Source organism: Pseudorhodoferax sp. Leaf265 (assembly GCF_001422365.1).
GTDB lineage: Bacteria > Pseudomonadota > Gammaproteobacteria > Burkholderiales > Burkholderiaceae_C > Pseudorhodoferax.
In genome coordinates, this window is the sequence record NZ_LMMT01000036.1 from 217,744 (window position 1) to 235,683 (window position 17,940).

The following is a 17,940-nucleotide window of genomic DNA, read 5'->3' on the forward strand; positions in this document are numbered from 1 at the left end:
CTGCGGGCCCCTGCCCGCGTGCCGGGAAAGTCTAGGGAACGGGCCTGGGCCGGGCCATCGTCCGAACGGACGAATCGGCTTTCAGTCCAGCCGGATGTTGTTCTCGGTGATGGCCTTCTTCCAGTAGGCCATGTCGTCGCGCAGGCGCTGCTCGAACGCGGCCGGCTGCTCCACCACGGGCAGCAGGCCCAGCTGCGTGAGCCGCGCCTGCGTCTCGGGCGCCTGCAGCACCTGGGCCACGCCCTCGCGGATGCGGCGCACGGTCTCGGGCGGCGTCTTGGCGGGCGCGAACAGCGCATACCAGCCCGGCACGTCCAGGCCCGCGTGGCCCAGTTCGGCGAAGGTCGGCACCTCGGGCAGCAGCGGCGCACGGCGCGTGCCCGTGACCGCATAGGCCTTGAGCCTGCCCGACAGGATGTGCGGCAGCGGCGAGGCGAGGTCGGTGAACGACAGCGTCACATGGCCGGCCAGCAGGTCGTTGATGAGCGGGGCCGCGCCCTTGTAGGGCACATGCACGGTGCGGATGCCGTTGGCCCGGTTGAAGATCTCCGCAAAGATGTGGGCCGAGGTGCCCGCGCCATAGGTGCCGTAGCTGAGCCTGTCCGGGTTGGCCCTGGCCAACGCCACGTAGTCCTTGACCGAGCCGATGCGCGCGTCGTTGGTGACGAAGACCGACACCGCGTCGGCCACGCGCGCGAGCGGCACGAAGTCCTTCTCCACGTCGTAGGCCATCTTGGGATAGAGCGAAGGCGCCAGCGCCAGCTGGCTGATGCCCAGCAGCAGCGTGCTGCCGTCCGGCGCCGAACGGGCCACGTGCTCGTTGCCGATCATGCCGGAGGCGCCGGCGCGGTTGTCCACCACGACGGGCTGGCCCCAGAGCTTCGCCAGGTCGGTCGCCAGGTGGCGCGCCAGGATGTCGCCCATGCCACCGGCCGGGAACGGCATGACCAGGCGCACGGGCTTGTCGGGGTAGGCGTTGGCGTGCCCCGGCAGCGGCAGGCAGGCGGCCAGGGGCAGCGCGGAGAATCGGCGTCTTGACAGGGGCATCGGGGTCTCCAGTGGGTCACCACCCATGCTAGGAGTGCGGCCCCGCGCCGGGCCATCGTCCAATCGGACGAGTTCGGACAGCGAAACCGGCGACACCGGATTCCTCAACACACAAATTGGACACAATCCATCGAATCAACGTGTCGCCCGATAAACACATACAGGAGGCAATTCTTATTGTTCATTCGACAAGTTCATACAATTTTTGTCGGACCAATGGCTCCGGCGCGCAGGTCGTTTTTTCGGCATGCGTGTTCTCCCAGACCTGCAAACCTGAAAGTCATCCATGAAGCATCCGATTTTTTCCATTGGCATCGCCCTGGCACAGGTGTTCGCCGTGAGCGCCTTCGCCCAGGGTGAGGTCGGCGCCTCCAAGGCGCCGCCGCCGGCCGCCAAGGCTTCTCCCGAAGAACGCGCCGCTGCCAAGGCCAAGCGCAAGGCTGAGGGCGCCGAGGCCATCAGGCAGCAACCGGTGGGGGAAACCGGCCAATCCAAGGCCCCGCCCAGCGCGACGCGTGCTTCGGCCGAAGAGCGTGCCGCGGCACGCGCCAAGCGCAAGGCCGAAGGCGCCGAGGCGATCAAGCAGCAACCGGATGGCGAAGTCGGCCAGACCAAGGCCCCGCCGCCGGCCAGCAAGTAAGCCGGCAACGGCAACAAGGCGGCTTTGCCCTGTTGCCCGGCGCGCCCGCCCGGGCGCGCTTCTTCAGCGGTGCGAAGGCTGCTCCAACACCCCGCGGCCGGCACCGTCACGACGCCGGCCTGCCCTCTCCCCCTCTCGCCACGCCCTGCGCCGCAGACCGTCTGCGCAGCAAAAAGCCCTGCCGGCCGGTGGCCGCAGGGCTTTGGCGGCCCGGGCTGGCGCCCGGGATCTTCAGCGGCGCCGCGCAGGCGGCGCCTGGCGCTCAGGCGTGACCGCCTCCGGCCGGCTTGCGGCTGGCGATGGCCTTGCCGATCAGCAGCACCAGCAGCGCACCGGCGACGGATGCGCCGTACTTGACGACGTCGGTCTGCGGCAGCTTGAGCATCCACTGCCACTTGTCGGGGTTGGCCAGGGCCGGGTCGGTCACCAGCATGCCACCGGCGATCCAGCCCAGCAGCATGCCGCCAGCCGTGATGATGAGCGGGTAGCGTTCCATGAGCTTGATGACCAGCTGGCTGCCCCAGACGATGATGGGGATGGAGATCAAGAGGCCCAGCACCACCAGCAGCATGGAATGCTCGCCGGCGTTCTGCGCGGCACCGGCGATGGCGATCACGTTGTCCACGCTCATGACCAGGTCGGCCACGATGATGGTCTTGATGGCGGCAAACAGCTTGTCGCTGCCGGCCACGTCGCCGTGCCCTTCTTCGTCGGGCGCGAGCAGCTTGACACCGATCCAGACCAGCAGGATGGCGCCGACCAGCTTGAGGAAGGGCACGTTCAGCAGCGTCATCGCGAACGCGATCAGGATCACGCGCAGCACGATGGCACCGGCCGTGCCCCAGATGATGCCCTTGGTGCGCTGCGCAGGTGCCAGCTTGCGGCAGGCCAGCGCGATCACGACGGCGTTGTCGCCACCCAGCAGGATGTCGATGATGATGATCTGCCCGAGGGCGACCCAAAAGGCGGGGGATGTCAGAAAGTCCATGGTTCCTCGTTGTACTGCATACGCCGCTCCCACGGCGGCCGGCACTGTAAGCTGAGGAGTCCCTGAATACCCTTATTCCCTTACAGGATGCTTCCCTGGATCAGGTCCGCACGCGCACCAGGCCTTCCTGCGCGACCGAGGCCACCAACCGGCCGTCGCGGCTGTACAGGCTGCCCCGGCAGAAGCCGCGGGCGCCATAGGCCGAAGGCGAGTCGGCCTCGTACAGCAGCCAGTCGTCGCAGCGGAAGTCGCGGTGGAACCACATGGCGTGGTCCAGGCTCACGCCCTGCACGCCGGGCTTGCGAAAATCCAGGCCATGCGGCTGCATCGATACGCCGAGCAGGCTGTAGTCGGAGGCATAGGCCAGCATGGCCTGGTGCAGCAGCGGGTCGTCGGGCAAGGCGTCCACCGTGCGCAGCCAGGTCTGCCCGCTCGGGCCCCACTTGCCCTCGCCCAGCGGCGGGCGGCCGTCGGCGAAGCGGAATTCGATGGGCAGCGCCAGCGCCAGCCGTTGCTGCTCCGGCAGCGACTCCGGCGCCGGCACCGGCACCATGGCGCGCTGGTGTTCCACGCCGCTCTCGCGCCGGTGGAACGAGGCCGACATGTGGAAGATGGCCTCGCCGTGCTGGATGGCGACCACGCGCCGCGTGGTGAAGCTGCCGCCGTCGCGGATGCGGTCCACGTCGTAGACGATGGGCGCGGCCTTGTCGCCAGGCCGCAGGAAGTAGCCATGCAGCGAATGTGCGGCATGGCCGTTGTCCACGGTGCGGGCCGCCGCCATGAGCGCCTGGCCCAGCACCTGGCCGCCGAACACGGCCGGCGCACCCAGGTCGCTGCTGGTGCCGCGGAACAGGTTCTTTTCCAGCTGCTCCAGGCTCAGCTGCTCGACCAGCGCGCGCAGGGCCTCTTTGCGCAGTTCTTCGCGGTTCATGTCAGTTGTCCATTGCACTGGCGCGCAGGCCAGTGATCGAGAGGCCGCGGAGCAGGCCATGCCAGCAGACGCCGCGAACGGGCTCTGCCCGGGCGCTGGCGCCGCCCCTGGAGGGCGATGGAATGGCGACACGAAGTGCGCCGTTCAAACGGGGTGGTTTCATTTCACCCAAAGTAGCCCCGCGCGCGCTCGAGTTCGCGGCGGCAGTCGGCCACCATGCGCGCCAGCAGTTCGGCACAGCTGGGCACGTCGTCGATCAGGCCGATGCACTGGCCGGCCGAGACGATGCCGCCATTGACCTCACCCGATTGCAGCGCGGCGCGGCCACGTACGCCGGCCACCAGCGGGCGGATCTCCTCGAAGGCGACACCGCCGGGGCGCCGCTCCATGCCCACGACCTCCTCGGCGATCGCATTGCGAAACACGCGCGCCGTGTTCTTGAGCGTGCGGTACAGCAGCGCGGTGTCGCGCTCGCTGGCCTGCACCAGGGCCTGCTTGATGTTGGCGTGGATCGGCGCCTCTTGCGTGACGCAAAAGCGCGTGCCCATGTTGATGCCCTCGGCGCCCAGCGCCAGCGCCGCCGCCATGCCCCGGCCGTCGGCGATGCCGCCCGAGGCGACCACAGGGATCCTGAGCGCGCGCGCGGCGGCCGGGATCAACACCAGGCCGCCGACATCGTCCTCGCCCGGGTGGCCCGCGCACTCCAGGCCGTCGATGGAGACGATGTCCACGCCATTGCGCTCGGCCGACAGCGCATGCCGCACCGTGGTGCACTTGTGCACGATGGTCACGCCCGCTGCCTTGAACTGGGCGATGAACTCCTTGGGGCTGTTGCCCGCGGTCTCGACGATCTTGATGCCGCTGTCGATGATCACGCGCACGAACTCCGCGTAGGGCGGCGGCTTGATTGCCGGCAGGATGGTCAGGTTCACGCCGAAGGGCTGGTCGGTCATGCCGCGGCAGCGCGCGATCTCCTCGCGCAGGGCTTCGGGCGTGGGCTGGGTCAGCGCGGTCAAGAGGCCCAGGCCGCCGGCGTTGGAGACGGCCGAGGCCAGTTCGGCCAGGCCGACCCATTGCATGCCGCCCTGGATGATGGGGTAGCGGATGCCCAGTTGTTCGGTGACGCGGGTGTGCATGCGGTCCATGGAAATTCCTTCAGGCAGATGCGGTCGATGATCGCCCACGCGCCGGGGCGCAGCGCGCAGGCCTGTCACTTGGGCGGCACCCCGGCGGCCGGGGCGGTTGGCGGGCAGTTTAGGCAGCAGAATCCGGCCTTCGCATCGTCGGAAGCGACGGAACGCCACCGCCCCCTGCGCCCTAGGAGACACGCCCGGCACCCGTTGCCGCCGACACTTCGCGCCCGCCCGCCGCACATCCGCCCTCCTCCGTCTGCGATGCCGCCCTCCGCCACCCGCATCCTCGAAGCCAAGCTCAACCCGCCCTCGGCCGCGCCGACCCAGGTGCTGCGTGCCGCCATCAGCGACGAGATCGCCGGCACCGCCGCGCGCCTGGTGCTGGTGCGTGCGCCGGCCGGCTTCGGCAAGACCACCACCATGGCGCAGGCACGCCAGCGCCTGGACGAGCAAGGCATCGCCACGGCCTGGCTCACGCTGGACCGGGCCGACAACGACATGTCGCGCTTCGTCAGCTGCCTGGGCGAGGTGGTGCTGCGCCTGGGCATGGAGGGGCCGCGCGGCAATGCGCCCTTCGACGCCGTGGCCGTTCTGGCCGCGCACGACGCACCGTTCGCGCTGTTCCTGGACGAATTCGAGGTGGTGCACGAGCCCGCCGTGCTGGGTCTGGTGCGCGAGATCGTCGAGCACATGCCGCGCGGCGGCCGCATCGTGATCGGCTCGCGCAGCCTGCCCGATCTGGGCCTGGGCCGGCTGCGCGCGCGCGGCCAGCTGCTGGAGATCGACACCGACCGGCTGCGCTTCAGCCTGGAAGAGACCGGTGCCTTCCTGGGCCAGCGCGCCATGCCGGTGTTGTCGGCCGAGCGGCTGGCCCAGCTGCACCGCAAGACCGAGGGCTGGGTGGCGGCGATCTGGCTGGCCTCGATGGCGCTGGAACGCCCGGGCGTGGCGCCGGACTTCGTCGAGCGCTTCTCGGGCTCCAACCGGGCTGTGGCCGAGTACCTGGCCGAGGACGTGCTGGCCCACCAGCCCGGCGCCATCCGCGACTTCCTGCTGCGCACCAGCATCCTGCGCCAGCTCGACCCGTCGGTCTGCCAGGCCCTGATCCCGCGCGGCAACAGCGCCGCCATCCTGGAGCAGCTGGCCGCGGCCGACCTGTTCCTCACCCCCATCAGCAGCGAGGCCGGCGACGAACCGCGGGCCTGGCGCTACCACAGCCTGTTCTCCGACTTCCTGCGCACACAACTCGTGCGCGAGCAGCCCGACGAGCTCGCGCGATTGCACCTGGCCGCCTCGGGCTGGTACGAATCGCAAGGCCGGCCGGTGCCGGCCATCGACCACGCCATCGAAGGCGGCGACCACCCGCACGCGCTGACGCTGCTGGACATCTGGGCCGAGCAGTTCCTCGAACAGGGCCGCATGCGGCTGCTGGCGCGCTGGTTCGCGGCGATCCCTGAGCACCAGCTGCGCCAGCACCCTTTCCTGCAGCTCATCGCGCTGTGGGCCGAGTGCTTCACGCACGGCCCCTGGGACGCGATGGCCCGGCTGGAAGCCTCCGACTGCATCCACAGCCCGGTGCCCGAGGTGCGCGCCTGCGCCCACACGCTGTACCCGCTGCTGTGGGCCATGCAGGACCGCTACGACGAGGCCTACGAGGCCGGCCGCGCCTGCCTGAACCGCCTGCCCACGGGCCTGGCCTTCGCCGACAGCGCGCTGCTCAACGCCATGGCCCACATCCTGTCGGTGATGGGCGACCAGAACGCCTCGCTGCGCCTGCTGGATGCCGCGCGCAGCAAACAGGGCCATGCCAAGCGCGACGGCACCTTCCACCGCATGTACACCGAGGCCTCCGAGGGCATGCTGGACCTGCAGGCCGGCCGCCTGCGCCAGGCCACGGCGCGCTTTCGCATCGCCGTGGACTCCACCCATGCGGTGACCTACAACCACAGCCACGGCAACGCCTGGGCCGGCGTGCTGTACGCCGGCGTGGTCTACGAGGCCAACCAGCTGCCCCAGGCCGAGCACCTGCTCAACGTCTACCTGCCGCTGGCGCGCGACGTGGGCCTGCCCGACCACATGATCCTGTCGCACGTGATGCGCTCGCGCATCGCCTTCCACAGCGGCGATGTGGAGGCCGCGCTGCAGGCCCTGACCGAGCTGGAGTACCTGGGCCATGCGCGCCAGCTGCCGCGCGTGGTGGCCGGGGCCAAGCTGGAACGCTCGCGCATGCTGCTGCTGCAGGGCAACGGCCCGGCCGCGCGCGACGAACTGCAGCGCGCCGACGACCCCGCGATCTGGGAGCGCGAGCGCCGCATGCGCCTGCCCGCCCACGACCTGGACTACCTGGCGCTGGCCAAGGCACGCTGGGAGGTCGCCTTCGGCGACCCGCGCGCCGCGCTGCAGCTGCTGGACGCCGAGATCCACGCCGCCACCGCGGCCGCGCGCACGCGGCGCGTGCTCAAGCTGCAGGTGCTGCGCGCGCTGGCGCAGCAGCGTGCTGGCGACCCCGCCGCCGCCGTGGCCGAGATCGGCAGCGTGCTGCAGACGGCCAGCCAGGAAGGCTTCATGCGCCTGATCCTGGACGAGGGCCCGGCCGTGGGCCGGCTGCTGCAGCGCCACGCCGCGGCCATGCCGGATGCAGGCGACCCGATCCAGGCCGAGTACCTGCAGCGCCTGCTGCACGCCATCGGTCCGCTCGCCGCGCCCGAGCCCGAGACCCCCGCCGCGGCTGGAGGCGGCAGCGAGGAGCCGCTCACGCGCAAGGAGATCCGCGTGCTGCAGCTGCTGGCCGAGGGCTACTCCAACAGCGCCATGGCCGAGAAGCTGTTCGTCTCGGACAGCACGGTGCGCACGCACCTGCGCAACATCAACATGAAGCTGGACGCCAAGAGCCGCACGCAGGCGGTGGCGATTGCGCGCAAGCTGGGGGTGATCCGCTGAGCCGTCGCGGCATGAGCTCATGACGAATCTGTCCTTCGTCCTGCGCAGGTCGCCTCGTAGACTACCGCCCCTGCTGCATTGATCGCGGCGCGGCGCACAGGATCGCCCTTTGCGCGCCGGCCCCACCCGGTCTCGTTACATTCCCCCCACGGTTGGACATTCCCGCACGGTGGTGTGCGCGGCGTTCCGCTGTTTCCTGCCGCCCCGGCGCCGCAGGCATGTTCCATGCAAATCAAGAAGGCAGTGTTGTGGCCCATTGGACAGTTGGCATCGATATCGGCGGTACGTTCACGGACCTCGTCGCCCTGGACCTGGCGCGCGGCGAACAGCGCAGCCTGAAGGTTCTCACCACGCACCAGGATCCGACCGAGGGCGTGGTGCGCGGCACCGCGCAGCTGTTGGCGGACCACCGCATCGCACCGGCCGATGTGGCCCGCGTCGTGCACGCCACCACCTTGTTCACCAACGCGCTGATCGAGCGGCGCGGCGCCTGCACCGGCCTGCTGGCCACCCAGGGCTTCGGCGACATCGTCGAGATGGGCAACGAGCGCAAGTACGACCTGTACGACCTGCGCATCGAGCGCAGCCGGCCGCTGGCGCCGCGCCACCTGCGCGGCGAGGCGGTCGGGCGCCTGGATGCACAGGGATGCGAGATCGAACCGCTGGACCTGGCACAGGCCCTGGCCGAGGTTGCGCGCCTGGTCGAAGCGGGCGTCGATTCCCTGGCCATCTGCCTGCTGCACGCGTACCGCAACGACATGCACGAGCGCCGCCTGGCGCAGGCCATCGCCCTGGCCCACCCCGGGCTCACGCTCACACTGTCGTGCGAGACCGCGCCCGTGATCCGCGAGTACGAGCGCCTGACCACCACGCTGGCCAACGCCTACATCAAGCCCATGGCGCGCAGCTACCTGGACCGGCTCGCGCGCCAGCTCGCCGCCCTGGGCCTGCCGGGCGACGTGCTCATGATGCTGTCCAACGGCGGCCTGGCGCACCTGGACGAGGCGCGCGCCCAACCCATCGCGCTGCTGGAATCCGGCCCGGCCGCGGGAGCGATCTCGGCCGCCCACCACAGCCTGCGCGAAGGCCAGGGCGATCTGCTGGCCTTCGACATGGGCGGCACCACGGCCAAGCTCTGTCTGGTCAACGACGCCAAGCCCTCGATCACCTTCGGCTTCGAGGCGGCGCGCCAGAAGCGCTTCGCCGAGGGCAGCGGCATGCCCATCGGCATCACCACGGTGGACCTCATCGAGATCGGTGCCGGTGGCGGCAGCATCGCCTCGCGTGACGCGCTGGGCCTGCTCAAGGTCGGCCCGCAGAGCGCCGGCTCGCAGCCCGGCCCCATGTGCTACGGCCAGGGCGGCGACGCACCGACCGTGACCGATGCCAACCTGCTGCTGGGCTACCTGAACCCGGACTTCTTCGCGGGCGGCTCCCTGCGGATCCAGCCCGCGCTGGCCCGCGCCGGCTTCGAACGCCTGGGCGCCACGCTGGGCCACGACGCGGTGCAGACGGCCTGGGGCGTGCACGACATCGTGGCCGAGAACATGGCGGCCGCGGCGCGCGTGCACGTGGCCGAGCGCGGCCAGGACCCGCGCCGCTTCGTGCTGGTGGCCACGGGCGGCGGCGGCCCGCTGCACGCCTACCACGTGGCGCGCAAGATCGGCGTGGCCACCATCGTCTGCCCGCCACAGGCCGGCGTGGCCTCGGCCTTCGGGCTGCTGGTGGCCCGGGCCCGGGCCGACCGCTCGCGCAGCTTCGGCTTCAAGCCCGCCACCGACGCCGTCGCCGGCCTCGAGCAGGTCTTCGCCGCGCTGGAGCAGGAGGTGCGCGGCCCGCTGCAGGCGCTGCAGGCCGACTTCGGCCCGATCCACCTGCGCCGGCGTGCCGACGGCCGTTTCATCGGCCAGGGGTTCAACCTCGGCGTCGACCTGCCGGACGGCCCCTACACCGTGCAGGGAGCACAGGATGCGGAGCAGGAAGCCCGCTGGCGCCAGCAGCTGGACCAGGCCTTCCGCAGCGCCTACGCCCACAAGTTCGGCCGCACCCCGCCCGACGTGCCGGTCGAGCTGGTCAACCTGCAGGTGACGGGCGAGGCCGCGCCCTTGCACCCGTTCCAGGCCCCCGCCCTGCAGGTGCAGGCCGGCACGGCCGCGCCCACCGGACGCCGCCCCGTCTACTTCGCCGAGCGCCAGGGCTTCGTCGACACGCCCGTCTACCAGCGCGCGCTGCTGCACCCCGGCGTGCAGCTGGCCGGCCCAGCCCTGATCGAAGAGGAGACGACCACCGTGGTCGTCGGCCCGCTCGCCCGCGCAAGCGTCAGCGCCCAGGGCAATCTTGTGATCCAGATCGAGGAAGCCCGCACATGACCACCCCCACCACCCACCGCGGCAGCGACGCCATCTTCCTGGAAGTCTTCTGGACGCGGGTGCGCTCCATCGTCAACGAGGCGGCCAAGCTCATCGTGCGCACCTCGTTCTCCACGCTGTCCTCCGAGGCCAACGACTTCGCCGTGGTCACGACGGATTCGCGCGGCCAGACCATCGCCGAGAACGCGGGCGCCATCCCTTCCTTCATCGGCACGCTGGGCAACACCGTGCGCGCCATGGTCGAGGTCTTCGGCATCGCGGCGATGCAGCCCGGGGACATCTACATCACCAACGACCCCTGGATCGGCACCGGCCACCTGAACGACGTCTGCCTGGTCAAGCCCCTGTTCCACGCCGGCAAGGTGATCGGCTTTGCCGCCACCACCGGCCATGTGCCCGACATCGGCGGCAAGATCCGCTCGGTCGACGCGCGCGAACTGTTCGAGGAAGGCTTCCACATCCCGCCCATGCACTTCCTGCGCGCGGGCCAGAGCGACCCGTCGCTGCTGCGCCTGCTGCAGGCCAACGTGCGCACGCCGGAGCAGACCACGGGCGACATCTGGTGCCACGCCAGCGCCACCGAGCTGATCGCGCGGCGCGTGGACGCGCTGCTGCAGGAATACGGGCTCACGCAGATCGACGACCTGGCCGACGCGCTGTTCGACCGCAGCGAGCAGGCCATGCGCGCGGCCATCCGTGCGCTGCCGCAGGGCGTGTTCCGCTACAGCATGCCGACCGACGGCTTTGCCGAGCCCTTCCAGTTCGAGGTCGCGGTGCGCATCGAAGGCGGCGAGATCACCTGCGATTTCGAGGGTTCGTCGCCACAGCAGCCACGCGCCATCAACTGCGTTCTGGCCTACACCCACGCCATGACGGCCTATGCGGTCAAGAGCCTGCTGCTGCCGGACCTGCCCAACAACCACGGGCTGTTCCGCCCTGTGCACACGCGCGCGCCCGAGGGCTCCATCCTGAACCCGAGCTTTCCCGCGCCCGTGGGCGGCCGCTCCTGCACCGGCCACTATGTGCCGAGCGCGATCTTCGGTGCGCTGCATGCCGTGCTGCCCGAGCGCGTGATGGCCGGTGTCGGCTCGCCGGTGTGGATCACCAACCTGAACGGCCGGCGCGCCAACGGCAAGCCGTTCGCCACCGTGCTGTTCTACAACGGCGGCATGGGCGCCACGGCGGGCAAGGACGGCGCCTCGGTCATGTCCTGGCCGAGCAACATCTCGCCCACGCCGATCGAGATCGCCGAACGCGACGCGCCGCTGCTGTTCCGCCGCAAGCGCCTGCTGCCGGACTCCGGCGGCGCTGGCCGCCACCGCGGCGGGCTCGGCGAGGAGATCTGTTTCGTCAACCGGCACGAGACGCCGCTGTCGGTGGTGTTCCTGACCGAGCGCATCAAGTTCGGCGCACCCGGCCTGCACGGCGGCGCCGAAGGGCAATGTGGCGCGGTGCTGATCAACGGCCAGGCCATCGATTCGCGCGTGCCGCAGGTGCTGCAGCCTGGGGACGAAGTCACGCTGCGCACGCCGGGCGGCGGCGGCTTCGGCCCGGGTGGCGAGCGCGCGGACGCCGCGCTGGCACAGGACCTGCTGGCCGGCTACGTCACCGCCCGGCAACCAGCCGGCGCGTCGGCCGCCTAGTTTTCCATTGCAGAGGTTCGCACCATGTCATTCAAGACGCTTTTGACCACCCTGTTGGCCGCGGCCAGCCTGTCGCTCGGCGGCCCCGCCGCCGCGGCCTATCCCGACAAACCCGTGACCATGGTCGTGGGCTTCTCACCTGGAAGCAGCATCGACATGGTGGCGCGCGCCGTGGCGCAAAAACTCGGCGACAAGCTGCAGCAGACCGTGATCGTGGACAACAAGGCCGGTGCCGGTGGCAACGTGGCCGCTGGCCAGGTCGCGCGCGCCACGCCGGACGGCTACCAGCTGCTGGTGGTGGCCAACAGCATCGCGATGGCACCTGCGATCTACCCCGAACTCAAGTTCGACGTGCAGCGCGACCTGCGCGCGATCGCTTACGTCGGCGTCGGCCCGATGATCCTCAAGGTGCACAAGGACCGCGGCTTCCACACGCTGGCCGACCTGGTCCGGTACGCCAGGGCCAACCCCGGCAAGCTGAACTACGGTTCCTCGGGCGTCGGCGGCACGCCGCACATGGCGACCGTGCTGTTCGGCAAGGTGGCCGGCATCGAGATGACCCACATCCCCTACAAGGGCGGTGCCGATGCGCTGACCGCGCTGCTGGGCGGGCAGGTCGACGTACTGATCAACCCGCTGCTGGGCGACACCGCATCGGAGCGCATCACCTCGTTGGCCATCACGGGCGCCAGCCGTTCCGCCCTCGCCCCTGGCGTGCCCACGTTCGCCGAGGCCGGCTACCCAGCCTATGACATCGGGGTCTACTACGGCATCATGGGGCCAGCCGGCATGCCCGATGCGGTCGTGCACCAACTGAACGCGGCCATCAACGACGTGCTGGCGGATCCAGCCATCCTGGACAGCCTGACGACGCGCAGCGGCATCGTGCTCAAGGCCGGCACGGCAGAGCAGTTCCAGCGCTTCATCGACAACGACATCCAGCGCTGGAAGGAAGTCGCCAAGAACGACAAGTCCCTCAAGAACTGAGGTCCTCAGGCAGCGTCGTCAAAGCGCGGCGCGCGCTTCTCCATCGACGCAGCCACCGCCTCGCGCTGGTTCGGGCTACCGATCAACCGCTGCTGCTCGACCGACTCGGCCAGCAGCAACTGGGCGTCGTCGCCGTCTGCCATCTGGTTCAGCAGCCGCTTGGCGGCGCGCACGGCGTCGGGGTTGCGGCCGGCGATCTCGCGCGCCATGGCCAGGGCCTCGGCCAGCGGGTCGGCCGCCACGCGGGTGCCCAGGCCGATGCGGCAGGCCTCCTCGGCCTCGACGATGCGCGCGCTGTAGACGAGTTCGCGCGCGATGTCGGCCCGCACCAATTCGCGCATGAGCGCGATGCCGGCCATGTCGGGCACCAGGCCCCAGCGCATCTCCATCACCGACATGCGTGCATCGGCCGCGAGCAGGCGCACGTCCGCGCCCAGCGCCACCTGCAGGCCACCGCCGAAGGCCACGCCCTGCACGGCCGCGACCACGGGCACGGCCAGTGCGCGCCAGCCCCAGGCCACCTGCTGCGGCCGGTTGGCCGGGCCGTGCGTGCGCGCCTGCAGCGCCGACAGGCCGTCCAGCTGGGCGCCGTCGCGCATCTTGCCGAAGCGCGACATGTCCAGCCCGGCGCAGAAGGCCCGGCCCTCCGCGTGCAGCACCACGGCGCGCACGCCGCGGGTGGCCTGCAGCAACTCGGTGGCCGCGACCAGGCCGTCGAACATGTCCATGTCCAGCGCATTCATCTTGTCCGGCCGTGCGAGCCGGACCTGCGCAACGCCATCGGCGTCCACGCGCACGGCCACGCGGCCATGCAGCAGTTGTTCTTCAAGCAAGGCGTTGCCTCCTGTCCTTGGCGTCCTGGCCGGCGATGTTCTCGCGGGCGCGCTGCCAGTCCTCGCCAGTCCAGCTGCGCATGCGCGAGAAGTTGCCGCCCGTGGCCTGGTACTGGCCGCCGTCGATGGCAATGGTCTGGCCGTTGATGTAGTCGGCACCCGGTCCCAGCAGCAGCACCGCGAGGTTGGCGAGTTCCGGCATGCGGCCGTTGCGGTCCATGGGGTTGCCCTCGGTCTTGTGCTCGCCGCCGCCCGGGTTCAGGCGCGCGCTCATGCCCTCGGTCGGGAACAGGCCCGGCGCGATGGCGTTGAAGCGGATGCCGCGGCCGGCCCACTCCACGGCCAGCGACTGGGTCATCGCGTGCAGGCCGGCCTTGGACATGGCGGACGGCACGGTGAAGGCCGAGCCGTTCCAGACCCAGGTGGTCAGGATGGAGACCACGGCCGCGCTCCTGCCCTCGGCCAGCCAGCGCTTGCCGCAGTCCAGCGTCATCATGAAGCTGCCGCGGAACACGATGTTGGCGATCGCGTCGAAGCCACGCGGCGAGAGGTCTTCGGTGCGGCTGACGAAGTTGCCGGCCGCGTTGTTGACCAGGCCATCGATGGCGCCGCCGTCGGCCCAGACGCGGTCCAGCATGGCGGTGATCTGCTCCTCCTTGCGGATGTCGCAGGCCACGCCCACGGCGCGGCCGCCCTGCGGGCCGGCTGCCGCGCTGAGTTCGCGCGCAGTGTCCTCCAGCACGCTTTCGCGCCGCCCGCAGATGTAGACCGTGGCGCCCAGCAGCACCAGGGCCTCGCTCATCACGCGGCCCAGGCCGCTGCCGCCGCCCGTCACGAGGTAGCGCTTGCCGGCCAGCAGGCCAGGCTTGTACATGAGGTCGTCCAGGGTCATCGGTGTGTCTCCTTCAGCGCCCGGTGTACCTGGGCGTGCGTTTTTCGAGGAAGGCCTGCATGCCTTCGCGGAAGTCGCCGGTCTGCGTGCAGAGCACCTGGTTGCGGTCCTCCAGCGCGATCACGGCCTCCATGCTGGGCGCGTCGATGGCCAGCCCCAGTGCGTCCTTGGTCAGGCGCAGCGCCACCGGCGTGGCGCCCAGCATGTCGTCCGCCAGCGACTGGGCGTCGGCCTGCAACTCGGCCAGCGGCGCGACGCGGCTGACCAGGCCCAGCGCATAGGCGCGCTGTGCGTCCATGAAGCGGCCGGTCAGCAGGTACTCGGCCGCGACCGAGCTGCCGACCATGCGCGGCAGGAAGTAGCTCACGCCCACGTCGCAGGCCGACAGGCCGATGCGGATGAAGGCCGCGTTCATGCGCGCGTCGGGCGTGGCCAGGCGGATGTCCGAGGCCAGCGCGAGCGCGAAGCCGCCGCCGCTGGCCGCGCCCTGCACCACGCTGATGATGGGCTGTGGACAGCGCCGCATGGCCAGCATGATGTCGCGGATGCTTTTCTGCTTGTCCAGCATCTCCTCCACGCCGCGCTGGCCGCCGCCTTGCGCCGTGGCGTCCTTGATGTCCAGCCCGGCGCAGAAGGCACGGCCCGCGCCCTGCAGCACGACCACGCGCGCGCTGCTGCGCGCGTTCAGGCCCTCGAAGTAGTGGCGCAGCGCGTCGGTCAGGGCCGAGTCGAGCGCGTTCAGGCGCTCGGGCCGGCTCATCGTGAGCCAGGCGACGCTGCCGCGCTCCTCGACGGTGAGCACCGTCACAGCGCGCGCGAGATCACTTCTTTCATGATCTCGCTGGTGCCGCCAAAGATCCGCTGGATGCGGGCGTCGGTGTACATGCGCGTGACCAGGTACTCGTTCATGTAGCCGTAGCCGCCGAACAGCTGCACGCATTCGTCGATCACGCGGCCCTGTGTCTCCGAGCCCCAGAGCTTGGCCATGGAGGCCGTCGCGGTGTCGAGCTTTCCTGCCACGAGGTCTTCCACGCAGCGGTCGATGAAGGCGCGGCCGACCTTGATCTGGGTGGCGATCTCGGCGAGCTTGAACTTGGTGTTCTGAAACTCGGCCACGGGCTTACCGAAGGCCTTGCGCTCGCGCACGTAGTCCAGCGTGGCGTGGTAGGCACCCTCCATCGCGGCCAGCGCCGCGACGCCGATGATCAGGCGCTCGTAGGGCAGGTCGCCCATGAGCTGGAAGAAGCCCTGGCCTTCCTTGCCGCCCAGCAGCGCGCTGGCGGGTACGCGCACATCGTCGAAGAACAGCTCGGAGGTGTCCTGCGCCTTCATGCCCATCTTGTCGAGCACTCGGCCGACGCGAAAGCCCTTGGCATCGGCCGTGTCGACCACCAGGATGGAGGTGCCCTTGGCGCCCAGGTTCGGGTCGGTCTTGGCCACCACCAGCACCACACCGGCCAGGTAGCCGTTGGAGATGAAGGTCTTGGAGCCGTGCAAAGCGTAGCCGCCCTCGACCTTGTCGGCACGCGTGCGCACGCCCTGCAGGTCCGAGCCCGCGCCGGGCTCGGTCATGGCGATGGCGCCGACGATCTCACCGCGGGCCAGCAGCGGCAGGTAGTGGCGCTTCTGCGCGTCCGTGCCGTGGTTGAGGAAGTAGTGCGCGACGATGGAGTGCACGCCCACGCTCATGCCCGACAGCGCCCGGCGCGCCATCTCCTCGTGGATGATGGCCTCGTGGCGGAAATCGCCGCCACCGCCGCCGTACTCCTCGGGAATGTCCGTGCACAGCAGGCCCAGCTCACCGGCCTTGCGCCACAGCGCGTGGCCCACATGGCCGTTCTTGCGCGCGGCCTCGTCCTGCGGCTGCACCTCGGTCTCGATGAAGCGCACCACGTTGTCGCGGAACAGCGCCAGGTCTTCGTCCATCCAGGAGCGGCGGAAATCGATGCTCATGCTTGTCTCTTTCTTTCAGTTCACCTTGCGGGCGCGGTCTTTCCAGTAGGGCTCGCGCAGCACGAACTTCTGCAGCTTGCCGGCCGGCGAGACCGGCAGCTCGGTACGGAACTCCACACTGCGCGGGCATTTGTACCCCGCGATCAGCGTCTTGCAATGGGCGATCACGGCGGCCTCGTCCAGGTCCGCGCCCGGGCGCAGCACGATGACGGCGTGCACGCGCTCGCCCCACTGGTCGTCGGGCACGCCGATCACGGCCGACATGGACACGCCGTCCAGCTGCGCCAGCGCGTTCTCGACCTCGGCCGAATACACGTTCTCGCCGCCGCTCACGATCATGTCCTTGATGCGGTCGACCACGTAGAGGTAGCCCTCTTCGTCCATCATGCCGCCGTCGCCGGTGTGCATCCAGCCACCGCGCAACGCGGCTTCGGTCTCGGCCGGCTTGTTCCAGTAGCCCTGCATGACCATGGGGCCGCGCGCGCAGATCTCGCCGACCTGGCCGGGCGGCAGCTCCTTGTTCTCGGGGTCGCGGATGCTGATCTCGGCGATCGGCACCGACTTGCCGGCCGAGCGCAGGCGCTTGGCCTGGTTGGGGCCGGGCAGGTGGTCCTCGGGCAGCAGCACGGCGATGGTGGGCGCCAGCTCGGTCATGCCGTAGGCCTGGCAGAACTGCACGCCAGGCAACGCCGCCATGGCCTGGCCCAGCAAGGTGGCGTCGATGGGCGCGGCGCCGTACAGCACCATGCGCAGGCTCTTCAGGTCGAACTCGGCGAAGCGCGGGTGCTCGATGAGCCGCTTGACCATGGTGGGCACGAGGAAGGTCTCGGTCACCTGCTCGCGCGCGATGGCCTGCAGCACCGCCACCTCCTCGTAGAACGGAATGACGACCTGGGTCGCCATGCGCAGCACCATCTGCAGCGACAAGCCGCAGCCCGCGACATGGAAGAACGGCGCTGTGACCAGGGCCTGCACCTGCCAGGCACGCGGTACGGCGGCGGCCGAGGCCAGGCCGTTCAGGTACAGGTTGCTGTGCGTGAGCATCACGCCCTTGGGCCGGCCCGTGGTGCCGCCCGTGTACATCACGGCGGCCAGGTCGTCGCGCTGGCGGCGCAGGTCTTCCACCGGCTCGGCCGCGGCCAGCAGGTCCTCGAAGGAGAGCATGCCTTCAGGCGCAGCCTCCTCGCCGACGTAGATCAGCGTGTGGAGCGATCTGGACAGGTCGCGCAGCGAAGCGACCTGCTTGGCGAAGAACTTGTCGACCAGCAGGATGCGCGTGTCGCAGTCGTCCAGCGAGTAGGCGATCTCCTGCGGGCTCCAGCGCACGTTGACGGGGTTGATCGCGCCACCGCCCCACCAGGTGCCGAACAGGTACTCGACATAGTGGTCCGAATTCATGGCCAGCATGGCCACGCGGTCGCCGGGTGCCATGCCGAGCCCGCGCAGCACGGCGGCCACGCGCGCCACGCGCTCGTGCAGCCGAGCGAAGCTGGTGCGGCGTTCGCCGAACACGACGGCCGTGGCCTGCGGTTTCTCGCGCAGTGCCTTGTGCAGGGCCTGGGTCAGTTGCATGGGTGTCTCCTC

The 17,940-nt window shown here is 70.1% G+C and carries 13 protein-coding genes and 1 pseudogene; 5 read left to right on the plus strand and 9 right to left on the minus strand.

All coding sequences use genetic code 11. The features are described from left to right. Window positions 1–81: 81 nt before the first annotated feature. Entirely contained in the window at window positions 82–1,047 is a 966-nt protein-coding gene (locus tag ASF45_RS24600) for a tripartite tricarboxylate transporter substrate binding protein (protein ID WP_056669429.1), read from the minus strand. 286 nt (window positions 1,048–1,333) lie between these two features. Between ASF45_RS24600 and ASF45_RS24605 the strand changes: the two genes are divergently transcribed. Then, window positions 1,334–1,687, plus strand: coding sequence for a hypothetical protein (locus ASF45_RS24605; protein ID WP_056669433.1), 354 nt, complete (start codon window positions 1,334–1,336; stop codon window positions 1,685–1,687). A gap of 262 nt (window positions 1,688–1,949) precedes the next feature. Here ASF45_RS24605 and ASF45_RS24610 read toward each other — a convergent pair whose 3' ends face one another. The 3 genes from ASF45_RS24610 to ASF45_RS24620 form a co-directional block, all read right to left on the minus strand. Next, window positions 1,950–2,675 (minus strand): TerC family protein, encoded by a 726-nt coding sequence (locus ASF45_RS24610; RefSeq protein WP_056669436.1) that lies wholly within the window; start codon window positions 2,673–2,675, stop codon window positions 1,950–1,952. Between the two features lie 100 nt (window positions 2,676–2,775). Beyond that, the gene (locus ASF45_RS24615; RefSeq protein ID WP_056669439.1) at window positions 2,776–3,606 is read right to left on the minus strand and encodes an acyl-CoA thioesterase II; all 831 of its coding nucleotides are present in this window, start codon (window positions 3,604–3,606) and stop codon (window positions 2,776–2,778) included. A 164-nt stretch (window positions 3,607–3,770) separates the two neighbouring features. Continuing rightward, a complete protein-coding gene (locus tag ASF45_RS24620; protein WP_056670025.1) occupies window positions 3,771–4,742 on the minus strand; it encodes a nitronate monooxygenase family protein in 972 nt (323 codons plus the stop codon). 258 nt (window positions 4,743–5,000) lie between these two features. Between ASF45_RS24620 and ASF45_RS24625 the strand changes: the two genes are divergently transcribed. The 4 genes from ASF45_RS24625 to ASF45_RS24640 all read left to right on the plus strand — a co-directional run bounded on the left by ASF45_RS24625 (window position 5,001) and on the right by ASF45_RS24640 (window position 12,678). Then, the gene (locus ASF45_RS24625) at window positions 5,001–7,679 is read left to right on the plus strand and encodes a LuxR C-terminal-related transcriptional regulator (protein ID WP_056669442.1); all 2,679 of its coding nucleotides are present in this window, start codon (window positions 5,001–5,003) and stop codon (window positions 7,677–7,679) included. 248 nt (window positions 7,680–7,927) lie between these two features. Then, window positions 7,928–10,048: a hydantoinase/oxoprolinase family protein gene (locus ASF45_RS24630; RefSeq protein ID WP_235581025.1), complete on the plus strand. Its 2,121-nt coding sequence runs from the start codon at window positions 7,928–7,930 to the stop codon at window positions 10,046–10,048. Next, window positions 10,045–11,691: a hydantoinase B/oxoprolinase family protein gene (locus ASF45_RS24635; RefSeq protein ID WP_056669451.1), complete on the plus strand. Its 1,647-nt coding sequence runs from the start codon at window positions 10,045–10,047 to the stop codon at window positions 11,689–11,691. The genes ASF45_RS24630 and ASF45_RS24635 overlap by 4 nt, the downstream gene beginning before the upstream one ends. 24 nt (window positions 11,692–11,715) lie before the next feature. Then, window positions 11,716–12,678, plus strand: coding sequence for a tripartite tricarboxylate transporter substrate binding protein (locus ASF45_RS24640; protein WP_056669454.1), 963 nt, complete (start codon window positions 11,716–11,718; stop codon window positions 12,676–12,678). Window positions 12,679–12,683: 5 nt separating this feature from the next. Here the strand turns inward: ASF45_RS24640 and ASF45_RS24645 are convergent, their stop codons facing one another. The 5 genes and pseudogenes from ASF45_RS24645 to ASF45_RS24665 all read right to left on the minus strand — a co-directional run. Then, entirely contained in the window at window positions 12,684–13,496 is an 813-nt protein-coding gene (locus ASF45_RS24645; protein WP_200932210.1) for a crotonase/enoyl-CoA hydratase family protein, read from the minus strand. A 7-nt stretch (window positions 13,497–13,503) separates the two neighbouring features. Next, window positions 13,504–14,403 (minus strand): SDR family oxidoreductase, encoded by a 900-nt coding sequence (locus ASF45_RS24650; RefSeq protein ID WP_056669457.1) that lies wholly within the window; start codon window positions 14,401–14,403, stop codon window positions 13,504–13,506. Window positions 14,404–14,416: 13 nt separating this feature from the next. Next, on the minus strand, window positions 14,417–15,211 hold the full coding sequence (locus ASF45_RS24655) for an enoyl-CoA hydratase/isomerase family protein (RefSeq protein ID WP_235581026.1): 795 nt from the start codon (window positions 15,209–15,211) through the stop codon (window positions 14,417–14,419). Further along, entirely contained in the window at window positions 15,208–16,356 is a 1,149-nt protein-coding gene (locus ASF45_RS24660; RefSeq protein WP_056669462.1) for an acyl-CoA dehydrogenase family protein, read from the minus strand. The genes ASF45_RS24655 and ASF45_RS24660 overlap by 4 nt, the downstream gene beginning before the upstream one ends. 15 nt (window positions 16,357–16,371) lie before the next feature. Next, window positions 16,372–17,931 (minus strand): annotated as a pseudogene (locus tag ASF45_RS24665) (long-chain-fatty-acid--CoA ligase); the annotation flags it as partial. Between the last annotated feature and the right edge of the window lie 9 nt (window positions 17,932–17,940).